The following is a 26,096-nucleotide window of genomic DNA, read 5'->3' as shown; positions in this document are numbered from 1 at the left end:
ACAGGCCAAGTTCTTCATTCATTTAATTCTTTTGTTTACAAATGGGTAGTGATCGCCGCATACAGCCGCTGAGCAATCTGCTCCATGCCAGCTTGGGATGGATGTACCAAATCAACTGTTTGGTTGTCAGGATCTAATAGATCACGGCCAGGAATACCGATAATACCTGGGTGGTTACGCTTACAGACAGCCTGCTGCACAATCTCACGAAACTGGTCTGCCTTGGGATCTCCTGATGCATCCATCGCAAACCAGAACATATCTATAACGAATAACTTGCGATCTCCGAGTCCGGCAGCTAATCGAGCTAGGAAGATATCAACGGCTTCACGAAATTCTTCCGCCGTCCAGTCATACACCACATTGATTCCCAGCTCAACGGTAGCGATCTCCCAGCCTTCCAACTCCATCAAATAATCTGCCATTTGCGGTTCAAGTTTAGCTCCGCCTGCAAGCCCGAAATTGCGCAGATCTGAACCAAGCAGTTGCGCTAGACGGAAGGCATACGTTCCTGTTGGCGACCAAGCTGAAGCTCCATGTGTGATGGAGGAGCCGTAGGCTAGATAGCCTTTATTAGGGATCTTCATGCTGTAAGGCGGCTCCACTTCACCTTCTACAGAAGCTAGATACACCTTCCCTTGATAGGGAAGTACCAATCGGTACAATTCCCTATCGTAGGCATACTGCGGCAGGATCATGTTGAGCTCTGGCCGCAGTTCAACTTTGTTGATGACAATCCGGTTATATCCGACATGCAAATAAAAAATTTCAGCCTGCAGACCACCTACGACAAGTGATGCCATGGTCGTAATCGGTGTTTCAAGATGCGGCTTCCACCAAAGCCCGATCTCTACCCGTTCACCCGTCATGCGGAATCGAATTTCGGAGCCTGCAGCGCTCTGGGCATTCCGCTGCGCAAACTCATTCAGTGTTAGTCTCAGTTTTTCCGGTATTCGGCATAAACGCAGCCCTTTTGTTTCGTCTTCCACCACTTCCGTTACATGGTGAAGCACGACCTTAGGCTCATTCGGCGGATATAACATCGTTTCCCTCCACTCGATCAACCTTTAACCCCTGACATCGTAACGCCCTGAACAAAGTATTTCTGCGCAAAAATAAACAGAACAATCGTAGGCAGTACAGCTACAGCAGCACCAGCCATTTGCAGCGCATAGTCAGCCCCAGCTTCGGTCTGGAAGTATGATAAGCCAACCGTTAGCAGTTGCTTCTTCATATCTGTTATGAATACAAAAGGCGAAGCGAAATCGTTCCACGTCCATAAGAAGGTAAACAATACCATCGTGACAAGCGCCGGTTTGGCCAATGGTAAAATAATTCGATAATACACTTTATAATGCGAACAACCATCGACAATGGCCGCTTCGGATATTTCTTTGGGAATACTAATAAAAAATTGTCTGAGCAAGAAAAGGAAGAAAACATCGAAAGCAGCAGGCAAAATAATCGCCCAATGCGTGTTATTCAAATGAAGGTACTTATACAACAAGAACCTTGCCACAATCGTCGTATCGGATGGAATCATCATCTTAGCGATCAAGATCATGAAAATGACATTTTTAAACCGGAATTCCAGCCTTGCAAAGGCATAAGCCGCCATGGTCACGAGCAGCCCTCTTAACACTAGGACGCCTAACACGACTTTAATGGAGTTAAAATACCAGATGAAATAGGTTTTGTGCTTGAAGATGGTTTCAAAATTGCCCATAAACGGATGGCTGATGAAGAGAGAGGCCGGATGCTGCGTCATCTCTAGTGGCGTTTTCAACGCAAATGAAATCATGAACAGAAACGGAATGATCATCACAATACCGAGAAGCAGCATCACGTAGGTCATCATCAATTTCGGTTTTAATAATGTACCCATCTTTTTTGCCCCCTCCATTGGATAATCGTAATCACTAAGATAATGGCAAACAACAGAATCGCTTGAGCCGAGGCAAAGCTATATTTGTTGTAAGCAAACGCTTCTTCATAAATATTCAATGAAATAACACGCGACGAGGTACCTGGACCACCATTCGTCAAGTTACGGATAATCGCATAGTTTTGAAAAGATCCGATAATATTGGTAATCACCAAGAAGAAGGTCGTCGGTGAAATCAATGGCAATGTCACGCTCATAAACTTCTTAAACCGCCCTGCCCCATCGAGTTCCGCTGATTCGTACAAATCTTTGGGCACGCCTTGCAGAGCTGCTAAGTACACGATTGTTGGGAAAGCCAGTGAATGCCAAACTTCAACGCCAGCGATCGTTGGCAGCGAGGTGTGAATACCTCCCAACCATTGCGGAGGATGTGCAATACCTACAGCTGCGAGCAGCTTGTTCACAACCCCATCATACGGATTAAGCAAAATGGAAAACACAATCGCGATCGCCACTACGTTCGTAACATACGGCAGCATAATCAACGTCCGTGCTAATGTTCGCAAATGAAAAGTCGCATTAAACAACATAGAGAGCAGCAAAGCTGCAATAATAACACCTGGTACATAACAAATCATAAATAGAAAGCTTCTTCCAAATGAACTTAAGGCAATAGGATCCTTCAAGACCGAGATATAGTTAGAAAGTCCAGCAAAGTGTACATCCGATAAGCTTTTGAAGCTATTGTAATCCAAAACGCTGATGACAAATGCGTAAAGGGTCGGCAGTAAATAAAAAAGCGCAAATCCTGCCACGAAAGGCGTGACAAACCAGAAAGCAACCTTTTCTTCGTTCGTAATCCGCAGCATGCTCCATTCTCCTCTTTTTAGGAAGGAGGACATCACCATGATGTCCTCCTCCGTCACTTCTCAATTATTGTTTGCTAGCCGCTTGAATCGCTTGGTCTTCTCTTGTTTTAATCGATTTAACAGCTTCATCTACTGATTTCTGACCTGCAAAGTACAACTCGGATTCTTGCATAATAATGTTGCTGTACTCACTCATTGCACTACCTAGCAATTTCTCCTGTGTGAAGCCTAGTCCATTATCAAGGAGCGCTTTGCGAAGATCGTCTGATGTTACACTGCCTTGCGATTTATCTGCGATATTTTTCAGTACTGCATTCATGTCATCCTTGCTCAAATTCTTCTGAGCTGGGAATTCGCCTCTTTCTTTGTAGCTATTCTCTGCAAAGTACGATAGGAAATCAAACGCTTCCTTAGGGTGAGCAGATTTCTTATTAATCCCAAGAGCAGCGGTAACCCCAATGTTGTTATTGCCTTTGCCATCATCAGGTGTTGGAGGTTGAACTACGCCCCATTTCCAGTCACGCGGATATTTATCGAAATTGTTTAATGAACCCAAGTACCATGTTCCAATGAACTGCATCGCATACTTGCCTTCCAAGAATCCAAGGTTAGACAGTTTCTTTGTCTTAAACTCAATCCAAGACGGTTGAATTTTGTGAACAGCACTCAAATCGTTGTACCATTTAAGCGCATCTTTATATGCCGGATCATCATAATTGGAAGTTCCATCTGCTTTATAACCTGGTACGTCTTTTTGTCTAGCCTGCATATACAGGTAATTATCAAACGTAAGCATATAAGAGCCTTGGATGCCTTTTGCCGGATTCGTTAATTTTTTGGCCGTCTCAATGTATTGGCTCCATGTCCATTTTCCTGTAGGGTATGGAATACCAGCTTCATCAAACAGCTTTTTGTTATAAAAGACTGCCCACATCGACAAATTGTACGGAATATAGTAGACTTCATCTTTGTATTTCGTGAGTGAGTCCCCGTAAATCTTGTCAATATCATAGTTAGCTTGCTTTGCCAAATCTTTCATCGGATACAAGAAATCTCTGGACGCATACTTGTTCTGATCGATGGGATTCGAAAGGTTAATGATATCCGTCTTGTCACCCGAGAGCATCGCGATATCGATTTTCTTCATGGCTTCGTCTAGTGTCCCTGGTAAAATATTAAGCTCAAGCTTATTCCCGGATTTGGCTTCCCACTGTTTCTTTATTTTATCGTTAGGTGAGCCGTCGTCCCATTCTTTCTGGCTAGCTGATGTAATGAACATCGACAACGTGACAGGATCTGCCTTTTTGGGTGCCGTGCTTGATGTAGCTGCTGTAGCTGCTGCTCCTGTTTCTTTTTTTGTAGTGGTAGCGCTACCACATCCGCTCAAAAGGCTTAACCCGACGACTGACGACAAACTTATTAATGCCCAACTTTTCTTGAACCCCTGCATAAAAGCGCCTCCATTTTTGTGTTTGCCACATGTATTGTGTTGCTTACGAGTTTCATTCTAGGGGGAATTCGGATAAAAAAATAGGGGATGGTTTTTGGATTAGGTTTGATCTTTTTGACTGTTATTGATATCCTTCAGAAGTTCCTTTACATGAAAAGCATGCCTTATTATGATAGAGTCAAAGGAGTGAGTCCGATGAACGATACCTATAAAATACTGATTGTTGACGACGAATTCGAGATTCGGGAAGGGTTAAACTCCTTTTATTGGGAACGCTTTCAATTTCAGGCAATTGGGCTAGCTGCCAACGGCAAGCAAGCGCTCGACTTGATGCAGCGAAATGATGTGGATGTGGTCATCACAGATATTAAGATGCCCGTTATGGATGGCATTGAACTAAGCAGAGAGATTTCCATCCACTATCCTCATGTCAAAATTGTGATTTTATCTGGCTATAAAGAGTTTTCCTACGCACGAGATGCCCTTCAAGCAGGCGTGTCCGAATATTTATTGAAACCTGTAGACCTGAAGAATCTCAGCGAAAGTATGATGAAATTAAAGTTGCAAATGGATGCAGAACGGCAATCTTCTCAAAAATTACAATCCTATGCGAACCAGTTAGCTAACAGCTTGCCTGCCGCCAGAGATCACTTTTTCCAGTCATTGGTCGAGGCTCCCTTACCTGAATACCATGAGGCCAAAGAAAAAATGAGCCTATTGGAAATTGAAATGAACGCCTCCTATTATTGCTGCGCAGCTGTTAAGCTCGAAACCAAGGAGCAACAGGACGGGAATGCACCTGATTCCACGATGATGAACAAGGCTCACACCATTCTCGAACGTCATCTCGATGCAGGGCAATGTCACAGCTATGCGCTTAGGAAAAAAGCGGGTGAACTCATCGTCTTCCTAAATCTGAATGGGACATCGGTTCCTCCTCGTCGATCACTTTCATTGCTTTTTGAGCAAATTATCGTATCGATCGAACATGAAACAGGTTGCAGGTCCATCATAGGCCTTGGTGATGTTTATCAGAGTCTACTCTCTTTCCCTGATTCTTACAAGCAAGCAAGAAGTGTCATGGAACGAAACATTTTCTTGGAGCGTGGCGGGTTGTTTCTATGGGATTCTGCCGAAGGGCAGCTACTAGAACGCAAAGATTATCCCTATCCCCATGAAACCAAATTACTAGATGCTGTACTAGAAGGCAATCTAGATAGCAGTTTACTGCATTTTCAGCAATTTTGGAACAGCTGTGGTTTAGATGCAGAACAAGCTGAGCACGCCCATGTCCACAGATACTTGATGCCGCTGTTTACGATGCTAGAACGAAGGCTGGATCTGCATGGCGCTTCATTTGAATCGATCGCAAGTCTCTCTATGCCTTTCATCGAATTTGTTGAGCAGTTCCAAACTTTGTCTCAATTAAAAACAGCGTTGGACCGCTTGATTTCAGATATTACGCTGCATATCAAAAAATTAAATGACGTCGTCCAAACGACCTCACATTCGGCTGTCCATCAAGTAAAAAAATATATTGAAGAGCATTGCAGCGAAAAAATCACACTCAATCAAATGGCTGAGCTCGTTTACCTCAATCCCAGCTATTTCAGCATTCAATTTAAAAAAGAAACGGGCATTAATTTTATCGACTATTTGAAAAATTGCAGAATGGAAAAAGCCAAAGAATTGCTGCGCCGCATCGATCTTAAAGTCTATGAAATCGGAGAAATCGTCGGCTATCAAGACCGTAAATATTTCGCAACGACCTTCAAGAGTTATACCAAGCTAACGCCGCTCGAATACCGTCAATCCTTCATCACATACTGAAAGCGGTGTCAACATGGAACGATTGAAGCAGATTTTGTTAAGCTTACTCTATGATCATTCGATTCGCAAAAAACTGCTGTTCTGTTCCGTACTGCTCACATTGACGTTAGCCTCCACCTTTTATTGGCTATCCGAATCCTTCGTGAGTCGACTTATTGTACAAGAAAAAGCAGAATACCAAGTCAATGAATTTAAACAAACGGCCAATTACTTCAAATCTCTATTCGCAGATCTGGATGCCAATACGAATAAGCTAGTTAATGAACCCTCGATACAAAAGGCCGTCAACGAGCCATTTACCCAGAACGATTTCTTTCAAATTGGCCAAAGGGTTCAGACACTGACGAGCGAAATCAATGATACGTTGTTATACCATGATTATATCGACAAAATTATGATACTAGGTAAAAACGATCTTGTTTATCTGTATGAATATGATAATGGCGGCAAATTCGCCGGAACCGATTTCAAGTTTACGCATTGGCTGAATGAAAGTGCTGCAACTTTACTCTACAAACAACAGGAAGGTGTACCTTTCTACGCTGCATCCTTAGATTCATCTCTCACCAAGGGTTTAGATGAAAAAATGCTTACGAACATGCTTGATCATCGCATTGCTTATTACCGGCCAATTCGCCTGGAAAATGAAACGATCGGCACCATCGTGGTGACATTTAACGTTCCAGAATTCGCTAAAGAAGTATTCAATAGCTCTGACATTGATGAAACGCTGTTTATGCTGACGAATCAACACCAGTCCATTTGGAGTAATCATACAGTTGGTCTGCCCGAAGACTTCTTCCCTACTTTATCCGAACAATCGGACAATGCTTCGTATAAAGTCATGAAGAGGAACGGAAATAAGGTGCTCGTTACTCATTTTCAGATGTCATCCTATCCCTTTGAACTCATGAGTGAATATCCGATCACATCGATCGTTACCGGTACTAGCGGAACGCACACCTTTATTTTCCTATTCGGTTTGGGATCACTTATCTTTGTCATGATCTTGTCGTTCTGGTTTGCAGGTACGCTATCCAAACCGCTGCTGGAATTAACACAAGGGCTTTCCACGGGATTCGCTGCTTTAAATGAGCGTTCGGCAATCGAACCGCACATAAGCTTTCCGAATTTTAGCGTGCGTTGGAAGTTAATTGCGTACTTCATTCTAACTACCTTTGTGCCGAACCTACTGTTCGTCCTGCTGCTGACTTATGTGCATTATGACAACTATCAGCATAAGGTGATGCAATTTACTGAAAGCACGGTACAGCAAGTCAAACGAAATATTGATTATAGTCTGAAAAGCTACGACAGATTGACGCAGCAGCTCATTTTCCATCCTGATGTCCAACAAACGATGCGCAAGTCAGAAGAGGCTACTTTGCAGCCTTCGGATATGACACTGTTAGAACTTCAATTCGGCAATGTCAAGCAGCGGAAAAGAGAGTTTCTTTCCATGGAGCTCTATAACCAAACGCGTGACCGCATTTATACGGGCATGTATGCGGGCACCGTTCCCATTTCGAAAACGGATCCGCGCGTCTTTGAAAGACTTGATCATAGCTCAGGTGAGCTGCAGTTGATCGGAACGTATCGCAATTTATACATGACGCCGGTGCTTACATTTGCCAGAAAAATCAGCAGCTCCAGCGCTGGGAACCTTGGCTCCCAACTTGGCTATTTGATTGTTAATGTAGAACAAGACATGCTGAACAATATATTTCGCACCATTCGCATCGGAGACTCCGGTTATTTCTTCTTGATTGATCAGAGCGGCACCATTCTCTCCCATGACAACGACGATCTCACATCACATGTGCTGCAGAAAGATGACCCCCTCATATCCGAGATGATGCAGCAGAAGAGCGGTTCAACGTTCAAAACTGTGGGCAGCAACCGATATATGGTTTTCTACGACACAGCGTCTTATTTTGGTGTAAAAATGGTAGGGATTGTCCCCTCTGCCGAGCTTAAGAAAAAGGTGTATCATCTGATCTGGTACGGCGCTGCCTTCTTCGCCCTATTCGGTATCTTGATCCTGCTGATAGCAACCGTGATCTCAGGCCTAATCAGCAAACCGCTGCGTAAACTCCAAGACTTGATGCATGAAGTGAACACAGGAAACTTCGAAGCACGTATGAATCACAAAGGACGAGATGAAATTGGCAGTTTAAGCCGGCATTTTAACAATATGATCAAACGTTTAAATGAGTTAATTACTGAGAATTATCAATCGAAGATTCGCGAGAAAGAGCTTATGTTTCTCGAGAAGGAAGCTCAGCTTCATGCGCTGCAGCAGCAAATCAATCCCCACTTTCTATACAACACGTTGGAATCGATTAAATGGATGGCTTTCCGGCAAGGCGCTGAAGAGATCGTTGAAATGACTACCGCGCTGGGGCAGTTTTTTAGAGTGAGCATTAGTAAAAAAAGCGGTCTCATTCCAATGACCGACGAACTTGACCACCTAGAGCAGTACTTGCGGATTCAAAAAATCAGAGCCAAGAATCGATTCCATATTATTTGGAATGTCTCGGAGGAATTACAATATTCCTTAACTGTCAAATTGATCTTGCAGCCTATCGTAGAGAACGCCATCGTCCACGGCTTGGACCCTATGGAAGCTGACGGATTGCTGATGATCAAGGGGTATATCGAAGGAAGCCATATGCATATCGAAATTCTCGACAATGGCATGGGGATGAGTGAGGAACAATTACAGCGGTTGCGTTCGACTGAAGAAGATCAAAGGGAGTCCAATCATACCGGTATTGGTCTGATAAATGTGTTCCAACGGTTGAATTTGTATTTTGGCGAACACTATTCCTGGGATATCGACAGCAAGGCTGGCAAAGGAACGCTCGTACGGCTCCATCTGCCCGTGCTGTCAGAGGGTGATACGTTTACGCAATCATTGTCGGTTGATCAGAATTAGTTTAGAACATACATTCCCATATCACGAATGAACGAAACCCAGTCCACACACTTTATTATCGTGTTTGGACTGGGTTTTTGATTGTTCTTATCATCTAGTTACACATAGTCTGTTAATCTAACTGACGCACATTCACGCCTTTTTCACGAATACGTGCCAGCGCGTCTTTACTTGTCAGTCTGTCCGTAATGACGTGTTGAATATCGGACCAATCTGCAACCTGTGTTAAGTCTTGCATACCGAATTTACTATGGTCAGCCAGCAGATAAGTTTCGTCTGCGATGCTGATCATTTTGCGCTTAATCAGCGCTTGAAGCTCGTTCGACTCACTGATGCCGCGCTGTACGTGGACACCTTTGCACGAGAGAAACAGCTTATGCGCATGGTACATATCCAAGGATCTCTCCGATAATGGTCCCACGTAGGATAAAGACTTTGGAGAGAGTAAGCCGCCAGTGGAGATCACTTGAATCTTCTCTTTGCCGCTTACTTCCAAGGCAACCTTCATCGAGTTGGTGATGATCGTAATCGCCATATCGGGAATCATTTTCGCCATATACCAAGCCGTGGTACTCGCATCAAGAATGATGCGGTCCCCCTCCTGAATATGCGAGACCGCTTCCTTCGCAATACGATTCTTAAAATCCGCGTGCGCCGTCTCCCGCTCCATGAACGGAACTTCGGTCTGTGCTTCTTTCACGCTTACCGCACCGCCGTGGCTGCGCATAAGCTTGCCTTCAGCCTCTAACCGATCCAAGTCACGTCGAATCGTTTCTTCCGTAACTTGGCACAGTTCGCTCAGCTCGGTCACCCGGATGCTTCCTCTTTCATTTACCAATTGGACGATTCTCTGCCATCTTTCTGCTACCAGCATCGTTAACCCCTCATTTCACCGTCGATCGGGAGGCCACCAGACAAAAACTTGCATACGCCGCCTGCCAACCCGCGCCATCCTCTGGCTGATACGTTTTGACTGGGAACGAATTCCGAATCAGTTTCCTGGCTTCGCGTAGATTCGCGATATACCCTAGTGCTATCCATTGTACTACAAGGTTACCTAAGGCACTACCCTCTACGGGACCCGCCCATACCTCACGTTGTGTGGCATTCGACGTGAATTGGCAGAGCAGCTCGTTCTGGATGCCGCCGCCAACGATGTGTAGTCCACGATACGTTGTGCCTGAAAGCTGCTCGGTACGCTCCAAAATAAAGCGATATTTCAACGCTAGGCTTTCCATAATACAACGTACTATCTCTCCATCGGTTTGAGGCACAGTCTGCCCAGTGTCGCGGCAAAATTGTTGGATTTGCTTCGGCATATGTGCCGGATTGAGGAACATATCATCGTCCGGATCAATGAAGAATTGAAAAGGCTTCACGACTTCCGCCTGCTTCACGAGTTCAGCGAAGCTGGCAGTTTTCCCTTCCTTTTCCCATGTCCGCTTACATTCTTGAATGAGCCATAAGCCCATGATGTTCTTCAATAAGCGATTCGTCCCATAGACGCCGCCTTCATTCGTGAAATTCCAAGCTAGCGCTTGTTCCGTTAGGACAGGAGCGCTCGTTTCTGTCCCTAGCAACGACCATGTTCCACAGCTAAGGAAAGCAAAGTTATCATCTAAGGCAGGAACAGCAACAACTGCTGAGGCGGTATCATGCTCGCCAACAGTGTAGACGGGAATGGAAGGAACATCCAGTTCCTCGCAAATGGCTGGGCTCAATGCCCCCACTTGTGTACCCGAAGCAACGGGCGGCAAGAAAATCTGTCCAGGAAGTCCTAATTGCTCGATGAGCGATGCATCCCATGTTAAGCTAGTCGCATTATACAACTGGGTCGTCGTCGCGTTCGTGTATTCACTATGTTTTTCGCCAGTTAAGAAATAGCGAAGCAGATCTGGGATCATCAGAAATGTTGCCGCACGATCAAGCAGTTCGGGATTATTTTCTTTTAACGCAACCAGCTGGAAAATGGAATTGAATTGCAAAAACTGCAGCCCAGTAGCGGCATACAGCTCTTCACGACCTATTCCATCTATCACTTTATCCATGATGCCATCTGTGTGGTGGTCGCGATAATGATAAGGATTACCCAGCAGCTCACCATTCGAAGCAAGGAGTCCAAAATCGACAGCCCACGAATCAATCGCCAAGCTCTCGATATCGGAATATCCATGATGCTTCGTTTGTAAAATGCCTTGCTTCAGCTCATGAAGCAGCCGCAAAATGTCCCAATGCAGGTGGTTGCCCACCTGCACAGGATCATTCGAAAAGCGGTGAACTTCCTCGATCGTGATCCGGCCCGCTTCAGAATCAAGACGTCCGACGATCGCTCTGCCGCTGCTTGCTCCCAAATCAAAGGCTAGAACTGCCGAAGAGGTACTCACCAGCTTGCACCGCCTTTGCCTCGCGCATTAATTTTCTCGTCGTAGCCGCTTGCCAAGTAAGCTTTCATCGGATCAACCGGCACCCCGATTTCTTCACGAACTGCTTGAAGCAGAGGCGTTACATCGAATTCAAAAGCTTTACGAACCGCATCTTCAGCACCCAGAACATCTTGATTTTCTTGAGCAGCACGAACTTCTTCTAGGTTGATCAGAAGCGCTTTCGCGTATTGCGTTTGTACGTTAAGTACAGAGCGAAGCATCGCTGGGATTTTACGCTCGATGTTATGACTTTGATCGATCATATAAGCAATATTGTCAGATGCTTTACGAATCAGTGGATTCTTGTCGTTCGCTGCATCAATGATTTGATAGAAAATAAGGAATAATTCATACGGATTCACGGATCCAACGATCAGATCATCATCCCCATATTTACGGGAGTTGAAGTGGAAACCGCCTAGTTTATTCTCGTCTAACAAGTACGTCACGATGTGTTCGATGTTCGTTCCTTGCGGATGATGTCCTGTATCCACGAGCACTTCAGCTTGCGGACCTAATTTGTTCGCCAAATTGAACGCCATGCCCCAGTCAGCTAGATCCGTGTGATAGAACGCTGGCTCGTAGAACTTGTATTCGATCAACATGCGCATACTTGGTGACATCGCATTGTACATTTCTTTCAGTGACTCATACATCCATGCTTTACGCGCTCTGATGTCCACTTGACCTGGGTAGTTGGAGCCGTCTGCGAACCATAGGCTGAGCACATCGGAGCCTACTGTTTTGGCGATATCCACGCACTCCAGCAAATGATCCGTCGCTTTACGGCGAATCGCAGCGTTCGAGTTCGTTACACTTCCGAAGATATAATCATCTTCTTGGAAAAGGTTCGGGTTCACCGCACCGATGGATACTCCTAGATCAGTCGCATGCTGCTTCAGCTTCGCGTAATCGTCTACTTTGTCCCATGGGATGTGGATGGCAACCGACGGGCAAACACCCGTCAGCTTGTGCACTTGCGCCGCATCTTCGAATTTCTCGAAAGGATTACGCGGAACACCTGTTTGTTGGTAAACTTTAAAACGTGTGCCTGAATCCCCGTAGCCCCATGAAGGCGTCTCAACTTTAAGGGCTTTTAGCTTCTCTTTTACAGCTGCAATATCGATACCTCTAAGGGTTTGTTGTTCTTCAAATAATGCGTAGGCTTTATCGCTCATCGGTTTATTGCCTCCTATTAGGTGATTATTAGCGTGTGAAGGCAGCAGGTACGCCACCGTCAACTGTGATCATGCAACCTGTTGTTTTCGCCGCTTTAGATGAAGCGAAGTATACGATAGCTTCTGCCACATCTTTCGGGAAAATGTTAACAAGCAACGTCGTTCTTTTGCGGTAGTGCTCTTCCAGTTGGTCTGGTTCGATGCCGTAAGCAGCAGCACGCTCATTGCGCCAGCCGGAGTTCCAAATCGCGGAACCTTGTAGAATCGCATCTGGCAATACGGAGTTCACGCGAATACCGAATTCGCCGCCTTCTGCTGCGATACAACGAGCCAAGTGAATCTCTGCCGCTTTGGCCGTGGAGTATGCGGATGCATTTTTCCCAGCAAATACGGAGTTTTTGGAACCAACGAATACCATGCTGCCGCCGATCGTTTGCTTTTTCATAATTTTAAACGCTTCTCTTGCAACAAGGAAGTACCCTGTGCTTAGCACGTTCATGTTCAAGTTCCATTCTTTCAACGATGTTTCGTCAAAAGGACTCGAAGTCGCAAGACCTGCGTTATTCACGATAATATCAATACCGCCATAGCTAAGAATGGATTCGCGGAATGCTGCTTCTACTTCTTCTTCCTTCGTTACGTCCATACGAACAGCAATCGCTCTGTTTTCTCCATATTGTTCATTAAGTTCTACGGCTAACTTCTGTGCACCTTCAAGGTTCAGGTCAGCAAGCACAACGTGCGCGCCATCTTTGAGGAATTGACGAGCTGTAACACTTCCGATACCGCCCGCGCCGCCAGTGATGAACGCAACTTGACGGGAGAATTCAGCTTCTGCTGGAGCTAAAGTTAATTTATAAAGTTCAAGAGGCCAGTATTCCACGTTGTAAGATTCATTTTCACTTAATGAAACGAAATTCCCAAGCGCAGTTGCGCCTCTCATTACGGAAATTGCACGTCGGTAAAGTGCGCCGCTAATTTGAGCCATTGCCCAGCTTTTGCCTGTGTTGATCATCCCAATACCTGGAATAAGGATAACACGCGGAGCAGCTTCGTTGATAACGTCGCCTTCATTTTTGTTACGGTCAAAATAGGCTTTGTACTCTTCTTTGTAAGCTTCGATTCCTGCTTTCAAAGCTTCTGTTAAAGATGCTGCGTCACCAGTTGTCGGATTCCAGTCGATATATAATGGCTTCATTTTCGTGTGAACAAGGTGATCCGGGCAAGCTGCTCCTACTTGGGAAAGAACTGCTGCATCACGGCTGTTTACGAATTGGATGACATCAGCCTCAGTGTCAATGGTAAGGATCATTTTCTTCTCGTTGCTTACTGCACCGCGAACGATGGGAAGAACTTGAGCTAGAATCTCGCTGCGAGTTTCTGCACTAAGGGATTCATATTTGGATCCGCCATACAAATTCGCTTCGTTCACGCGAGCTTCGATGAAGCTTGCTGCTTCATTAATGATAGCGATGGTTTTGAGGTAGCTTTCTTCGGACGTTTCGCCCCAAGTTACAAGACCATGCTTCTCCATTAGAACAAGCTCAGCCTTCGGATTGTTGCGAACGCCGTCTGCGATCATTTTGGAAAGTGTAAAACCAGGACGTACATAAGGTACCCACACGAAACGATCGCCATAAATTTCTTTGGCAAGCTCAGGTCCATTATGTGCGCAGCAGAGCGAGATAATCGCATCTGGATGCGTATGGTCTACGTTTTTGAATGGCAAGAAAGCATGTAAAAGCGTCTCAATGGAAGCACGCGGATGTTTGCTGTCGATCATACAGTTCGCAAGGTAAGCAACCATTTCTTCGTCGGACATTTCTTCGCGCTCGATCAATGGACGAATATCTTCCATGCGAAGACCTGTGAAATTCTTTGCTTTCATCGTTCCAAGGTCAGAACCGCTCCCTTTGACCCACATCACTTCTACATCGCGACCACGGAAATCCTTCTCGATCGTTTTGTAAGAGGTGTTGCCGCCGCCCCAGTTGCAAACAGCGCGATCCGTTCCTAATAAATTAGAACGATACACAATTTCCTCTACGCCTTTCGATATTGCATTCGCTTTTGATGCTTCCCATAAATTCGCAACCATTTAAGTACCCTCCAGATATAGGGATCTTTGAGCGTAGACCAAAGTCTCACCGCTCTACATCCCATGAGTATGTGTTTGTTTTTGATGGTTTCATCTTATCATATCTTTGTTTATTTTTGAATAATTATTTTTATGTTTGTTTTATAAAGAAACAGAAACAGTTTTCGGTGCCCGCCGTATATAGAAGAAAGGAGATGATTCGAATGATTTTCTTCAGCATTCTGTTTGTTGCGATCGCTATTCTCAACATTTTCTACCCCAGGTTCGGCTGGTACATGAGGTATGGCTGGATGGTCAAAGGGGACTCCGAACCCAGTGACGCTTATCTGCTAATGAGCCGAATTTCTTCGGTTATTGTTTTGATTGTGTTTCTTTTTGTCTTTTTACCTTTGTTATTTTGAAATATAAGCTTGGAGCTGCGTTCCTTGCTTTTGCCGCCGCAGCGCGGGGGTTAGTCGGGTTTTCCGACTAATTGCGCACCAATTGACAATATCGCAAGCCAGTTACTCGGATTTCCCGATTAAGTACACACTAATTGACATTCTCGCGTGCCAGTTGCTCGGGTTTTCCGACTAATTACACACCAATTGACATTCTCGCGTGCCAGTTGCTCGGGTTTTCCGACTAATTACACACCAATTGACATTCTCGCGTGCCAGTTACTCGGGCTTTCCGACTAAGTACGCACCAATTGACAATATCGCGTGCCAGTTACTCTTGTTTTCCGGCTAAGTACGCACTAATTGATATTCTCGCGTGCCAGTTGCTCGGGTTTTCCGACTAGCTACTTGTCTACTCTCACTCTCGCGCACCATTATGTCGATTTGATCGACTTGCAACCCCCCTACTCTCACTCTCGCGCACCATTATGTCGATTTTATCGACTTACGACACGCCTACCCTCACTCTCGCGCACCATTATGTCGATTCTATAGACTTACGACACACCAACTCTCACTCTCGCGCACCATTATGTCGATTTTATCGACTTGCAACCCGCATACTCTCACTCTCGCGTACCAATATGTCGATTTGATCGACTTGCAACCCGCCTACCCTCACTCTCGCGCACCATTATGACGATTTAATCGACTTGCGACCCGCCTACCCTCACTCTTGCCCACCATTAAGTCGATTTTATCGACTTGCAACCCGCCTACCCTCACTCTCGCGCACCTTTAAATCGATTCTATCGACTTGCGACCAAAACAAAAGACGCCCATCAGGTCAATTGACCCGACGTGCGTCTTTTCACATTAGATATCATCATCAAAATGCCACTTATCTCCGCCACTGTGCGACTCGCCAGCCATGTCTTCCTGCATGTCACTACCGTAGTCTCCTTGCTCGTCCTCGGCTACATTTTGCAAATCAAAGGCATTGATTGTCATGATCGGATAAGCATGATGCGCCGCAATTTGTGCTGCTTGCAGCTTCATAAACTTCGGTGAGCCCTCTGTCTCTTCATCATAGACAAGCAGGATGCCATCCGAGTTTCGGAGCAGGAACTTGTCCCGTTCTTTGAACTGCCAAGGCCCCTCATATTTGGTCTTCGTTATACTGTTTACATAGTTGGCGCGCTGCATAACGCTCGCGTAGCACCCTTTCTTGTCGTCACTCCACTTCTCTTCCTGTTCCAGAAATGGCGTGATCACAGCAAGCTTCAGCTCAGGATGGGTGCTCTCTCGCAGATCCAGCACAGCTTCAGCAGCCCAAAGCTCGACACCCCATTGACCACTCACAACAACCCATTCTAGTCCGTCATCCAACAAGGCGATGAGCCGCTTTTGAATCGCTTTTTTGATAATCGGAATACCCGGATGCTTCAACGAGAAAATGCCAAGCTCATTGGCTTTATATCCCGTGATTAAAATTCGTTTCAAACAAACTCACCTCTTTGTTGATCGTCCTATCAGGTTAGCATACATAGTCATAATTAGGAAGGCGCGCGCGTTCTTACTCCCGATATGTTGTATCTTTCTTTTTTTGTTTCTTTTTTCATGTTTCTTTTTTTGTTCATTTTTTATGTTTCTTTCATTTTTTATATTTCTTTCATTTTTTATATTTCTTTCATTTTTTATGTTTAGGGTTCTTGTTCACGAACTTATATGTCATATTACATAACATTAATATTCACAACCACGACATAAAGACAGTTAATTGACTGAATTTTTCAAAATAATGATTGAATTTTTCACAAAACTGCGATATTTTGATCTTAACACAAATGGATTACGTCAGATTACATAACATAAAGGGGCGAAGAGAAATGAATATTGCACTCGTTGCGCATGATGTATACAAAAATTTGCTTGTCGACTTCGTTATTGCTTATAAGCATATTTTTCAAAAACACCAGCTTTACGCTACAGGAACTACGGGAAAAAGAATCAGTGAGGCCGCTAAGCTCGAAGTGATTCGGTTACGTTCCGGCCCCTTCGGTGGTGATCAGCAAATCGGCGCAATGATCGCAATGGATGACATTGATTTACTCATTTTTTTCCGTGATCCGATTTCCGCATTAGGTCATGAACCAGATATTACTGCTCTTCTTCGCCTCTGTGATGTGCAACAGATTCCTCTCGCCACCAATGTAGGCACAGCAGAAATGCTAATTAGAGCCATGGAAAGCGGCTTCCTCTCTTGGCGCGAAGAAATACGAAAATATGATTCCCCACGATTGAATGGAACAGAAAACAACTAATAATTATAAACAGGATGTCTAGCAATCTATTTTTCAAGTGCGAACTTTTCTGTGATTAACTAACCTTACGACCAAGCCAGTCCACATTGATTTGCATACCTTATATTATCTCTTCTTGAAAGGATGATATATAATGACAAAAATCAAGCAAGGATCTGGCGGGCCCGTACAATTCAGACATCGCATGGAGGGTTTGACATCTCTCGTACAAAATCATCGGCATTCATTCGGTAATTTATCGGATATCGTAATCCCCGAGGATGGCAGACATCGTCATACGTTTCAAGGCATTACGACAACAGCAGATGGGCATCGTCATTCCTACTCTGGGCGAACTGGCCTCAACATCGGTGTAGGTCCGAACCATTTTCATCGCTTTCAAATTACCACCAATATTGCAAATGGACATCGCCACGTCATCTCCGGCAGAACAACGGGCAACATTCGTATCGGTGGAATGGTCGGGTACAAATTGATCATCGAGCGTATCGTACGTCAGAAAGTTTAAAAAGTCCGCTCAAAAAAGACTACTGAATAATCTCAGTAGTCTTCATCTTTTAGACCTATATAGAGGTCAAGATTCATTCCCCATTAAGGCCTCAACCAGCCAAGGATATGCCTGATCACCTTTCACCTCATGAACACCTTCGTACAGATGAACGCCTAAGCGTTCCCCAACTCCCTCTTTTTGATATACCTGTTTCAAATAAGAGACAGCCGCTTCCACCGTTGCAATCGGGAATATCGGATCCTGCCTGCCTGACGCAATGAACAGCGGACGCGGAGCAAGTAAGCCCACCAATTCAGGAAGCTCTGCATAATCAAGCACACCTGGTACATAGTTATCGATACAATGATGAATAGACATGATGCTGCCTTTGAATGTATTCGTAAAAGCACAAAGGACTGCAGCCTGAATGCGCTCATCACAAGCCGCGGTATACGCAGCAAGTAATCCGCCTCCTGAGAATCCAAAACATCCCATGCGATTCACATCTACTTCCTCACGCGTCATGAGATAATCCAATGCTCGCCGGGCTTCTTGAACACGCACAGCAGCAATTGAAACACCATAAAGCATAAGATGCGACGCCAGTGTTTGGCACGAGGAATTACCGACTTGCCCCGAGCGCTGATCAGCCTCCAAACGGCGATCTCCGAATCCCAAGACCTCAGGTACGATAACCACAAAGCCACGCCTCACCATTTCTAGCGCATAATTACCGTGAATATCCGACTCGCCAATGTGATCTGTGCCATCTGCGTTCAAACCCACGATCTGTCTGCTGCCGTAGCCATGTCCATGCAGAGCCAACACAGCAGCTGATTTGCCAACTACGCCTTTGGGCAGCAGTACATAAGCAGGAACACGGAAGCCCCAGAATGTCCCGAACTCGACACGTTCACGGATATGATCCTCGAGCTCAACGCGTTCTAGAAGAACGGGACGAAGCTCGTCCAGTTCTTCCATGGGTACAGCCAATGAATGAACCAGCCGCTTTCGCTGCTCTTCCTTTGTTTGCTCTGCCCATTCAGCGCGCTGTTTCTCTCGCTTCCGCTCGTATGCTCGATACAGCCCTTCCATACTTGCGTCCGGACTCCACATCTATCTTCCCTCCGTCACCTGCTAAAATTTCACCAGCTTATCAACCGCAACTGGCTGACCCGTACGAAGTGAAATATTACCTGCAATCCCTGTTAGAATCGACATCGCCCCATCCACATGGGAAGCCGCACGGTTGAATCGATCATCCGATGGTTTGTCGAAAATATCCTTCAACAATACAGGATCCCCACCACCGTGACCGCCAACACCTTCTTCAAGCTCCACTTGATAAGGCGCTGCGAACATTGGGAAGACGGTAATCGACTTCGATTTCAACGCGCCCTCATCCGCTTTCTCGCCGCCTGCGTTTACGTAAGATTTCTCAACAACTTTCATTTCAATCCGGCCTTTGCTGCCGTTTATGTTCACATTAAAGCCTTCCCAAGGCAAGTACGCATTTAAGGAATACGTCAGAATCGCTTTATTTTTATAGCGTACCATGACGCCCATCGTATCTTCAATGGAGATCCCGTCGCCAAAAACGCTCTGATCACGTTGATAACCATCCTCATGCTCCGCATCCAAATATAGCCCTTTCAGATGTTCATTCGAGTCCAAATGAAGCGCAAACGGATCTTCTTTCGCATAGGCGTTCCCTGTAGCACGTTGATAGAACTTCGTTTCTCCGCGTTTCTCCGCGTTCGCTTTCCCATAGAACATGAGGTCTCCCATGGCAAAAACCGTCTCTGGCTGCGTCCCCAACCAGAAGTTAACCAAGTCAAAATGGTGTGTTGACTTGTGAACAAGCAATCCGCCTCCATTGCGCTTATCGCGATGCCATCTGCGGAAATAATCAGCGCCATGCTCAGTATTGAGCAGCCACTCGAAATGCACGGAATGCACATCACCGATGGTGCCGTCCATAATAAGTTCACGAATCTTCGTGTTGTGCGGTGCGTAGCGATAGTTGAACGTCACACGCAATTGACGACCTGTACGTTTAATGGCGTCAAGAATTTCTTGGCATTTTTCCTCATCCACCGTCATCGGTTTCTCTGAAATCACGTCACAACCTAGTTCCATCGCTCGGATGATGTACGTATGATGTGTGCGATCTACCGTCGTGACAATGATGGCATCCGGCTTCTCTTGACGAATCATGTCCTCGAATTGGTCCGCTTTATAAGTAGGAACTGCATGGTATTCATATTTCGTCGCGAGTAAATCGTTCGTAAAATTCATCCGCGTTTGGTTAATATCACAAATCGCAACTAGCTCCGATGTATCTCGAAAGTCTTTTACCATAGATCCATAGAAAAATTCGGCCCGTCCTCCGGTACCTACAATTGCATAACGTGTTTTGTTCATATCAGTGCTTCCCCTCTCGTCATTGAACCTTCAATATCGCTTAATGCAAGATTAATACAATATTTGTTGTGTTTCTATTCAAATATTACCTAATCACTTTATTTCCTTGCATATATTGCTGTAAAATAGAAGGAACGAATGCGAACTAGAGGAGTGTCCACCTTGATCCATTATGAGATTGAACGACTACGCAGGGAACACCCCTACACGATGCTTGTAAATCATTTTCACGACCATTATGAAATCTATTATCTACTTAGTGGCAAACGCAAATATTTTATCCAAGACCGCGTCTATGCCATGCAAGAGGGTGATCTCGTATTTATAGATAAACATACACTCCACAAAACGCTAGATGCGGATGATCGTCCCCACGAGCGCATCTTAATCAACTTCGAAGAGCACTGGATCGCTGCAAAAGGGGATGATACGTATGCCATTGCCTTCACGCCTTTCCACGAAAAGCAATATATTTTCTCGCTCTCCGGAGCGAATCGCACGCTCATAGAGAACCTGCTCTTCAGTTTGTTGCGGGAAAAACAACTGGAACAGCAAGGTTGGGAGCTGAATAGCAAAGCGTTACTCACGCAGCTGTTAATCTTCTGCACGCGGCTTATGGATCAGCTTAGTCCAGTCGAAGAGCAGCCACAGGGCTATAATCCGAAGATATTCGAGATTGTGACCTACATCAATGAATATTTCAACGAACGACTAACACTGGCACTAATCTCCGAAAAGTTTCATATTAGCCCCAGTTATTTCTGTCGCTCATTCAAGGACACGACTGGCTTCTCCTTCGTTGAATACTTGAACAATCTCCGTATACGTGAGGCGCAGCGTTTGCTCCGGGAAACGAAGCTCAAGGTGATTCACATCGCCGAGCAGGCAGGCTTCGACAGCGTCGCGCACTTCGGACGTGTGTTCAAGCAGGTTACTTCACAGACACCATTGGAATGTAGGAAAATGATGCATTTGGGGTTGTAAGTTCATCACCTAACGAAAAAACCCTTCATGCAAGCTTCAGCTCGCACAAAGGGTTTTGTTAGCTTATATTAAAATCCAAAATATTGCTTCGCATTATTGTACGAAATCCCTTGAACCAACTGTTTCAACAGCTGCTCGTCGTTCGGGAATTCACCCGCTTCGACCCACTCGCCTATCATGTTACACAGAATCCGACGGAAGTAGTCGTGACGCGTATAGGACAGGAAGCTGCGGGAGTCCGTCAGCATACCGACAAAACGGCCCAGCAATCCGAAGTTACCCAGCGTTTTCATCTGGGAGATCATACCATCGCGGGTATCGTTGAACCACCATGCGGCGCCCAATTGGATTTTGCCAGCGATGCCATCGCCTTGGAAGCTGCCCATCAAAGAAGCGAGAATTTCGTTGTCACGCGCATTCAACGAATATAGAATCGTGCGCGGCAAGGAATCGGCGACAGCGAGTGCAGACAACAAGCCCGTTAACGCGCTCGCTACAGGAGCATCACCAATAGAGTCAAAGCCTGTATCTGGACCTAGCGTTGCGAATGCATGTCCATTGTTGTTACGGGAAGCGTTGATGTGGTACTGCATCGCCCAATCCAGCTTCTTATAAACGCCACCTAAGAAGATCAATGTGAATGCTTTGTATTTCTTCTCATCTTCCAAGCTAACTGACTGACCAGCAAGTCCTGCCGCGAAGATCGCATCCACTTCTTCTTTGGTCCCCACTGCAAAAGGCACATAATCCAGCGCGTGGTCAGATACTTTACAACCAACGGAGTCAAAGAAGACAGCGCGGCTTTCTAGACCTGCTAACAAGTCATCATACGTACGAATTGGCGTGCCAACCGCTTTCTCTAGTTGCGCAATCCACGGAAGGAACGTCGCACGGTTGATTTCCAGCGCTTTATCCGGACGATAAGAAGGCAATACTTGCGTATCGAATCCTTCAATATCTTTGATTTTGATATGGTATTCCAAGGAATCTACAGGATCATCTGTTGTACAAATAACCGTAACTTTGGAATTCGTGATCAAGTCGCGGGCGCGGGAGTTCCCCTCAGCCAGCTTCGCATTTACTTTTTCCCAGATTGCTGGTGCATTCTGCTCATTGATAATGTCTTTCACGCCGAAATACGTTTGAAGCTCCATATGAGACCAGTGGTATAACGGATTGCCAATCGCCATAGGAAGTGTAGCGGCCCAAGCTACGAAACGATCATAATCACTCGCTTCGCCCGTCACTTTGGACTCATCTACACCGTTGGCACGCATCATCCGCCATTTGTAGTGGTCACCATATAACCAAGCTTCCGTTATGTTATTGAATTGCTTATTTTCATAAATCTCTTTTGGGCTCAAATGACAGTGGTAGTCAATAATCGGTAATTCTTTGGCATATTCATGAAAAAGATGTACAGCAGTTTCATTCGTAAGTAAAAAATTCTCATCTAAAAACGTTTTCATAAAGCGATTTCCACCCTTCTCAAGCTGAATGATCTGCCCTCTATATTAGCAAACCATTCCCTATGAAATCTTGTGATTTCGTGCTTTAATTTCGTGAAATATGCATATATTGACCTCAAGAAGGGTTAAGGCAGGTCTATGCCTACATCTGAATTCAACTGAATTTCTTCTGGAATCACTTTGGCTGCCCCAGGAACATTTCGCTGCTTTACATTAATGACGTCCGAAGACGTAATGCTAATGTGCACTTGTCCAGGCATCGTATGGGCGCGGATTAAAATCGGTTGATTATAATCGTTCCTGAAGCTGAAGTCAGGCCCGCCCCAATTCACAGTAGCATCTCTTCCATGCGGCACATACGGCACCGACCGACTGTGTGAATACCGTTCAACAATTGTGAGTCCCGCTCGATCCACAGCATTGTAGAGCGTTGAAGAGATTTGGCAAATACCGCCTCCAATCCCTTCCGAGAACTCCCCCCTTACAATCACCTTGGCTGGCATATAGCCCCTGCTCGGCGTTCGAACCCCCACCACACGGTTAAAAGAGAACGTCTCATTCGGCTGCACGACATAATTATTGATCGCCTGTGTAGCTAATTTGAGATTCGTAAAGCGATGTCGATTGTTGGAATTAAAATAGGTAACATAATAGCCGATGGGACGAACACGAATATTCGCAAGCAGCTCACTGTCCACTTTCGGATAAATCGCTAGTTGCGGAAGCTCCATCTTCAGCGGCCCCTCCGCATAATAGTGTCCATAGAATTGCTCGATAAACGCACGACGATTTAGTCTAACACCAGCAACCTCCTTCACAATGCCGCCGCTGTCATTAATGATGGCGTTGACGGGTTTGCGATAGATCGCTTTGTCGATCTGTTCAGCCAGACGGTCTAATTTCTGTGTATCCACCAATGGCACATCCAGGAGATGTGTCGTGTATGGCTCGCGCTGAATTTGAGCGGTCTGATGGCCGTTTGGGCTATCTTTTAGCTGAAAAGGCATATCCTTGGGCTGAGCAAGCAGCAGCAGGCCCACTAACCATTCATAACGCATGAACGCACTTCACCTCCTGCCTTAGTGTAAACAATTGTCAAAATTCCATACAATAACAACTAAGGGATATCCCTAAACGTCTCATTTCTTTAACGGTAAAAATTATTTGACAGTCTGTTCATAGCGCGATAAACTGCAAGCAAGACCGTGTACAAGGAGGGTATATCGAATGACTTTTGAGCAAAATCTTGAGAAATACGCTGAGCTTACCGTTCATGTTGCGCTGAATATCCAATCCGGACAATCCCTGTGGATCAACGCCCCAATTGGGCACCCCGATTTCGTGCGATTGATTTCCCGCAAAGCCTATGAAGCCGGCGCCAAACACGTACATATTGAATGGCAGGATGAAATCTGCACACAGATTCGCTATACCTACGCACCCGAAGATTCTTTCAATGAATACCCAACTTGGCGTGCTGAAGCCCTAACCGAATTAGCCGAAAATAACGGCGCCTATCTCTGGATCGATGCCGATAACCCCGAGCTGCTCAAGGATGTGGATCCTGCTCGTATTGCTGCCAATGCGAAAGCGGCGGGTCCAAAGCTGATCAAATGGCGAGAATACATGTCCTCCTACAAAATGACCTGGTCGATCATCGCAGCGCCTTCGCTTGCGTGGGCCCAAAAAGTGTTCCCTGATCTCGATGATCAGGCAGCGGTCAGCGCCTTATGGGATGCGATCTTCGAAGCCACTCGCGTGGATCAAGAGAACCCCGTGCAAACCTGGCAGGAGCACAATGCGACACTTCGCAGTAAACGTGAACAATTGAATGCGAAGCAGTTTCACAAAATCCATTATCGCGCTCCCGGCACAGCGCTTAGCGTGGAACTGCCACCGCAGCATATCTGGCGCGGCGGTTCTGCTACGAACGAAACCGGCGGGTTCGATTTCAATCCGAACATCCCGACCGAGGAAGTATTCATTTCCCCTAACCGATTGGGAACGAACGGAACCGTTCGCAGCTCGAAACCACTCAGCTATCAAGGCAGCTTGATCGATAACTTCTCGATTACCTTCGAGCAAGGCCGCGTAACGCACTATACAGCGGAGCAAGGCTTTGAATCGCTGCAAGCGATGATCGAAATGGATGAAGGCGCGCACTTCCTCGGCGAAATCGCACTTGTACCGCATGTGTCTCCGATCTCGAACACAAATTTAATCTTTTTCAACACGTTGTATGATGAAAATGCTTCAAACCACTTGGCCCTTGGCCGCGCCTTCCCGACGTGTATTGAAGGCGGCACGAAGATGACCAAAGAGGAGCAACTGGAAGCGGGACTGAACGACAGTCTGATTCACGTTGATTTTATGATCGGATCCGCTGAAATGGATATTGATGGTGAGCATGCCGATGGTACGATAGAGCCGATCTTCCGCAAGGGGAATTGGGCATTTTAAACACAAAGAGCTCGAATAAGCAGATAGCTGCTTTTTCGAGCTCTTTTATTCATAAATGAACCTTATTTCGCACTAATCAGCTCAGGAACCGTCACGAGAGTGTATCCTTTTTGCTTCAAATAGGCAATGATTTGCGGAAGTGCTTGTACGGTGTTGTTTAAATCCCCATGCTTCCCCCCTGCAAAGTGTTGCAGGATAATCGCGCCAGGACTGACTTCTTTTCTAACGTTAGCTAGAATTTGTGCAACACTTTTACCATCCCAATCTAACGTATCCACAGACCATCCGATAATCTGATGTCCGGAGCCCTGTGATTCTTTTACAACCTGAGGGGATACTGCCCCATATGGTGCGCGAAACAGCTTGGGAGCTACACCCGTAATTTGCTTGATTACATCATCTGTCGAACTGATTTCACTCTGAATCTTATCTGTTGCCGCTTGAGCAAGATTGAGATGATCCCAGGAATGATTGCCGATCGCATGTCCTTCATCCACAATTTTTTTCATCATCTGCGGGTGCTGTTTCGCATGCTCTCCGACGACGAAGAAAGTCGCTTTCACTTGTTCCTTTTTCAGGATATCCAGTATGCGCGGCGTATATTTCTCATCAGGTCCGTCATCAAAGGTTAAAGCTACTCTAAGTCCTTCTTTTTTGACGTTATTGATCACTGCTGCTGCAGCATCCTTCTGATCCGCAGCAGAAACAACATGTTCCGTTGTCACTATTTGAGGTACTTCTACTTGTACAGGAGCTATAACTTCTGTTTTAGGTACAGTTACAATACTTGTTGTCTGCACAGCTTTGCTGCATCCTGTTATCCCCATAACCATGAGTAGGATGATTACTTTCGAGATTGGCTTCATTCCTTCGACACTTCTTTCTCACATTCCC

21 protein-coding genes are annotated in these 26,096 nt (G+C 45.6%); 7 read left to right on the top strand and 14 right to left on the bottom strand.

All coding sequences use genetic code 11. The features are described 5' to 3' along the window. Positions 1 to 35: 35 nt before the first annotated feature. The 4 genes from A8709_RS22950 to A8709_RS22935 all read right to left on the bottom strand — a co-directional run bounded on the left by A8709_RS22950 (position 36) and on the right by A8709_RS22935 (position 4,204). Positions 36 to 1,064, bottom strand: a complete 1,029-nt coding sequence (locus tag A8709_RS22950; protein ID WP_141692630.1) for an SGNH/GDSL hydrolase family protein — start codon at positions 1,062 to 1,064, stop codon at positions 36 to 38. Continuing rightward, positions 1,061 to 1,885: a carbohydrate ABC transporter permease gene (locus A8709_RS22945; protein WP_065855530.1), complete on the bottom strand. Its 825-nt coding sequence runs from the start codon at positions 1,883 to 1,885 to the stop codon at positions 1,061 to 1,063. Before A8709_RS22945 ends, A8709_RS22950 begins: the two co-directional genes overlap by 4 nt. Further along, positions 1,870 to 2,754: a carbohydrate ABC transporter permease gene (locus A8709_RS22940; protein ID WP_065857287.1), complete on the bottom strand. Its 885-nt coding sequence runs from the start codon at positions 2,752 to 2,754 to the stop codon at positions 1,870 to 1,872. Before A8709_RS22940 ends, A8709_RS22945 begins: the two co-directional genes overlap by 16 nt. Before the next feature lie 64 nt (positions 2,755 to 2,818). Next, positions 2,819 to 4,204, bottom strand: a complete 1,386-nt coding sequence (locus A8709_RS22935; RefSeq protein ID WP_065855528.1) for an ABC transporter substrate-binding protein — start codon at positions 4,202 to 4,204, stop codon at positions 2,819 to 2,821. A gap of 195 nt (positions 4,205 to 4,399) precedes the next feature. On the opposite strand from A8709_RS22935, the gene A8709_RS22930 reads away from it, so the two are divergent. Then, a complete protein-coding gene (locus A8709_RS22930; protein WP_167357155.1) occupies positions 4,400 to 6,034 on the top strand; it encodes a response regulator in 1,635 nt (544 codons plus the stop codon). 13 nt (positions 6,035 to 6,047) lie between these two features. Further along, positions 6,048 to 8,972, top strand: coding sequence for a cache domain-containing sensor histidine kinase (locus tag A8709_RS22925; protein ID WP_065855524.1), 2,925 nt, complete (start codon positions 6,048 to 6,050; stop codon positions 8,970 to 8,972). Between the two features lie 112 nt (positions 8,973 to 9,084). Here the strand turns inward: A8709_RS22925 and A8709_RS22920 are convergent, their stop codons facing one another. From A8709_RS22920 to A8709_RS22905, 4 genes are read right to left on the bottom strand one after another with little or no spacing between them, the layout of a single operon-like run. Beyond that, complete coding sequence (locus A8709_RS22920) at positions 9,085 to 9,846, bottom strand: DeoR/GlpR family DNA-binding transcription regulator (RefSeq protein WP_065855523.1); 762 nt, start codon at positions 9,844 to 9,846, stop codon at positions 9,085 to 9,087. A gap of 10 nt (positions 9,847 to 9,856) precedes the next feature. After that, positions 9,857 to 11,359, bottom strand: a complete 1,503-nt coding sequence (gene rhaB, locus A8709_RS22915) for a rhamnulokinase (protein WP_065855521.1) — start codon at positions 11,357 to 11,359, stop codon at positions 9,857 to 9,859. Continuing rightward, positions 11,353 to 12,573: an L-rhamnose isomerase gene (gene rhaI, locus A8709_RS22910; protein ID WP_065855519.1), complete on the bottom strand. Its 1,221-nt coding sequence runs from the start codon at positions 12,571 to 12,573 to the stop codon at positions 11,353 to 11,355. The genes rhaB and rhaI overlap by 7 nt, the downstream gene beginning before the upstream one ends. Before the next feature lie 28 nt (positions 12,574 to 12,601). Beyond that, entirely contained in the window at positions 12,602 to 14,671 is a 2,070-nt protein-coding gene (locus A8709_RS22905; RefSeq protein ID WP_065855517.1) for a bifunctional aldolase/short-chain dehydrogenase, read from the bottom strand. Between A8709_RS22905 and A8709_RS35610 the strand changes: the two genes are divergently transcribed. Then, positions 14,647 to 15,072 carry a DUF6199 family natural product biosynthesis protein gene (locus tag A8709_RS35610; protein WP_341833435.1) on the top strand — a complete coding sequence of 142 codons (426 nt, stop codon included), beginning with the start codon at positions 14,647 to 14,649 and terminating at the stop codon, positions 15,070 to 15,072. The two genes, A8709_RS22905 and A8709_RS35610, sit on opposite strands and share 25 nt — an antisense overlap. An 855-nt stretch (positions 15,073 to 15,927) precedes the next feature. On the opposite strand, the gene A8709_RS22895 is transcribed toward A8709_RS35610, so the two are convergent. Beyond that, positions 15,928 to 16,554: an SLOG family protein gene (locus A8709_RS22895; RefSeq protein ID WP_065855514.1), complete on the bottom strand. Its 627-nt coding sequence runs from the start codon at positions 16,552 to 16,554 to the stop codon at positions 15,928 to 15,930. A 386-nt stretch (positions 16,555 to 16,940) separates the two neighbouring features. Here A8709_RS22895 and A8709_RS22890 point away from each other — a divergent pair, with 386 nt between their 5' ends. Next, positions 16,941 to 17,375, top strand: coding sequence for a methylglyoxal synthase (locus A8709_RS22890; RefSeq protein ID WP_065855512.1), 435 nt, complete (start codon positions 16,941 to 16,943; stop codon positions 17,373 to 17,375). A gap of 133 nt (positions 17,376 to 17,508) precedes the next feature. Continuing rightward, positions 17,509 to 17,883: a YmaF family protein gene (locus tag A8709_RS22885; RefSeq protein ID WP_065855510.1), complete on the top strand. Its 375-nt coding sequence runs from the start codon at positions 17,509 to 17,511 to the stop codon at positions 17,881 to 17,883. A 66-nt stretch (positions 17,884 to 17,949) separates the two neighbouring features. Here the strand turns inward: A8709_RS22885 and A8709_RS22880 are convergent, their stop codons facing one another. After that, complete coding sequence (locus A8709_RS22880) at positions 17,950 to 18,981, bottom strand: dienelactone hydrolase family protein (protein WP_065855508.1); 1,032 nt, start codon at positions 18,979 to 18,981, stop codon at positions 17,950 to 17,952. Positions 18,982 to 19,002: 21 nt separating this feature from the next. After that, positions 19,003 to 20,289: a Gfo/Idh/MocA family oxidoreductase gene (locus tag A8709_RS22875; protein ID WP_065855505.1), complete on the bottom strand. Its 1,287-nt coding sequence runs from the start codon at positions 20,287 to 20,289 to the stop codon at positions 19,003 to 19,005. A gap of 162 nt (positions 20,290 to 20,451) precedes the next feature. On the opposite strand from A8709_RS22875, the gene A8709_RS22870 reads away from it, so the two are divergent. Beyond that, positions 20,452 to 21,273: a helix-turn-helix transcriptional regulator gene (locus A8709_RS22870; RefSeq protein ID WP_167357154.1), complete on the top strand. Its 822-nt coding sequence runs from the start codon at positions 20,452 to 20,454 to the stop codon at positions 21,271 to 21,273. Between the two features lie 68 nt (positions 21,274 to 21,341). Here the strand turns inward: A8709_RS22870 and uxaC are convergent, their stop codons facing one another. Continuing rightward, the gene (gene uxaC, locus A8709_RS22865) at positions 21,342 to 22,742 is read right to left on the bottom strand and encodes a glucuronate isomerase (RefSeq protein ID WP_065855500.1); all 1,401 of its coding nucleotides are present in this window, start codon (positions 22,740 to 22,742) and stop codon (positions 21,342 to 21,344) included. A gap of 125 nt (positions 22,743 to 22,867) precedes the next feature. Next, entirely contained in the window at positions 22,868 to 23,800 is a 933-nt protein-coding gene (locus A8709_RS22860; RefSeq protein WP_065855498.1) for a VanW family protein, read from the bottom strand. Between the two features lie 169 nt (positions 23,801 to 23,969). On the opposite strand from A8709_RS22860, the gene A8709_RS22855 reads away from it, so the two are divergent. Continuing rightward, the gene (locus A8709_RS22855) at positions 23,970 to 25,202 is read left to right on the top strand and encodes an aminopeptidase (RefSeq protein WP_065855496.1); all 1,233 of its coding nucleotides are present in this window, start codon (positions 23,970 to 23,972) and stop codon (positions 25,200 to 25,202) included. Positions 25,203 to 25,264: 62 nt separating this feature from the next. Here A8709_RS22855 and A8709_RS22850 read toward each other — a convergent pair whose 3' ends face one another. Next, positions 25,265 to 26,068 (bottom strand): polysaccharide deacetylase family protein, encoded by an 804-nt coding sequence (locus A8709_RS22850; RefSeq protein WP_244163292.1) that lies wholly within the window; start codon positions 26,066 to 26,068, stop codon positions 25,265 to 25,267. Positions 26,069 to 26,096 lie beyond the last annotated feature (28 nt).

Origin of the sequence: Paenibacillus pectinilyticus, from assembly GCF_001700435.1 — a bacterium.
In the GTDB taxonomy this organism is placed as follows: domain Bacteria; phylum Bacillota; class Bacilli; order Paenibacillales; family NBRC-103111; genus Paenibacillus_E; species Paenibacillus_E pectinilyticus.
Note: the sequence above shows the minus strand (reverse complement) of the source record. Positions and strands in the feature narration are given on the sequence as shown.

Excerpts from the sequence above, each read along its gene's own strand:
- A8709_RS22925 (WP_065855524.1), top strand. The coding sequence starts at position 6,048 with ATGGAACGATTGAAGCAGATTTTGTTAAGCTTACTCTATGATCATTCG.
- A8709_RS22855 (WP_065855496.1), top strand. The coding sequence starts at position 23,970 with ATGACTTTTGAGCAAAATCTTGAGAAATACGCTGAGCTTACCGTTCAT.
- A8709_RS22885 (WP_065855510.1), top strand. The coding sequence starts at position 17,509 with ATGACAAAAATCAAGCAAGGATCTGGCGGGCCCGTACAATTCAGACAT.
- A8709_RS22890 (WP_065855512.1), top strand. The coding sequence starts at position 16,941 with ATGAATATTGCACTCGTTGCGCATGATGTATACAAAAATTTGCTTGTC.
- A8709_RS22920 (WP_065855523.1), bottom strand. The coding sequence starts at position 9,846 with ATGCTGGTAGCAGAAAGATGGCAGAGAATCGTCCAATTGGTAAATGAA.
- A8709_RS22860 (WP_065855498.1), bottom strand. The coding sequence starts at position 23,800 with ATGCGTTATGAATGGTTAGTGGGCCTGCTGCTGCTTGCTCAGCCCAAG.
- A8709_RS35610 (WP_341833435.1), top strand. The coding sequence starts at position 14,647 with ATGCTTCCCATAAATTCGCAACCATTTAAGTACCCTCCAGATATAGGG.
- A8709_RS22940 (WP_065857287.1), bottom strand. The coding sequence starts at position 2,754 with ATGCTGCGGATTACGAACGAAGAAAAGGTTGCTTTCTGGTTTGTCACG.
- A8709_RS22935 (WP_065855528.1), bottom strand. The coding sequence starts at position 4,204 with ATGCAGGGGTTCAAGAAAAGTTGGGCATTAATAAGTTTGTCGTCAGTC.
- rhaI (WP_065855519.1), bottom strand. The coding sequence starts at position 12,573 with ATGAGCGATAAAGCCTACGCATTATTTGAAGAACAACAAACCCTTAGA.
- uxaC (WP_065855500.1), bottom strand. The coding sequence starts at position 22,742 with ATGAAAACGTTTTTAGATGAGAATTTTTTACTTACGAATGAAACTGCT.
- A8709_RS22875 (WP_065855505.1), bottom strand. The coding sequence starts at position 20,289 with ATGAACAAAACACGTTATGCAATTGTAGGTACCGGAGGACGGGCCGAA.
- A8709_RS22945 (WP_065855530.1), bottom strand. The coding sequence starts at position 1,885 with ATGGGTACATTATTAAAACCGAAATTGATGATGACCTACGTGATGCTG.
- A8709_RS22850 (WP_244163292.1), bottom strand. The coding sequence starts at position 26,068 with ATGAAGCCAATCTCGAAAGTAATCATCCTACTCATGGTTATGGGGATA.
- A8709_RS22905 (WP_065855517.1), bottom strand. The coding sequence starts at position 14,671 with ATGGTTGCGAATTTATGGGAAGCATCAAAAGCGAATGCAATATCGAAA.
- A8709_RS22930 (WP_167357155.1), top strand. The coding sequence starts at position 4,400 with ATGAACGATACCTATAAAATACTGATTGTTGACGACGAATTCGAGATT.
- A8709_RS22880 (WP_065855508.1), bottom strand. The coding sequence starts at position 18,981 with ATGTGGAGTCCGGACGCAAGTATGGAAGGGCTGTATCGAGCATACGAG.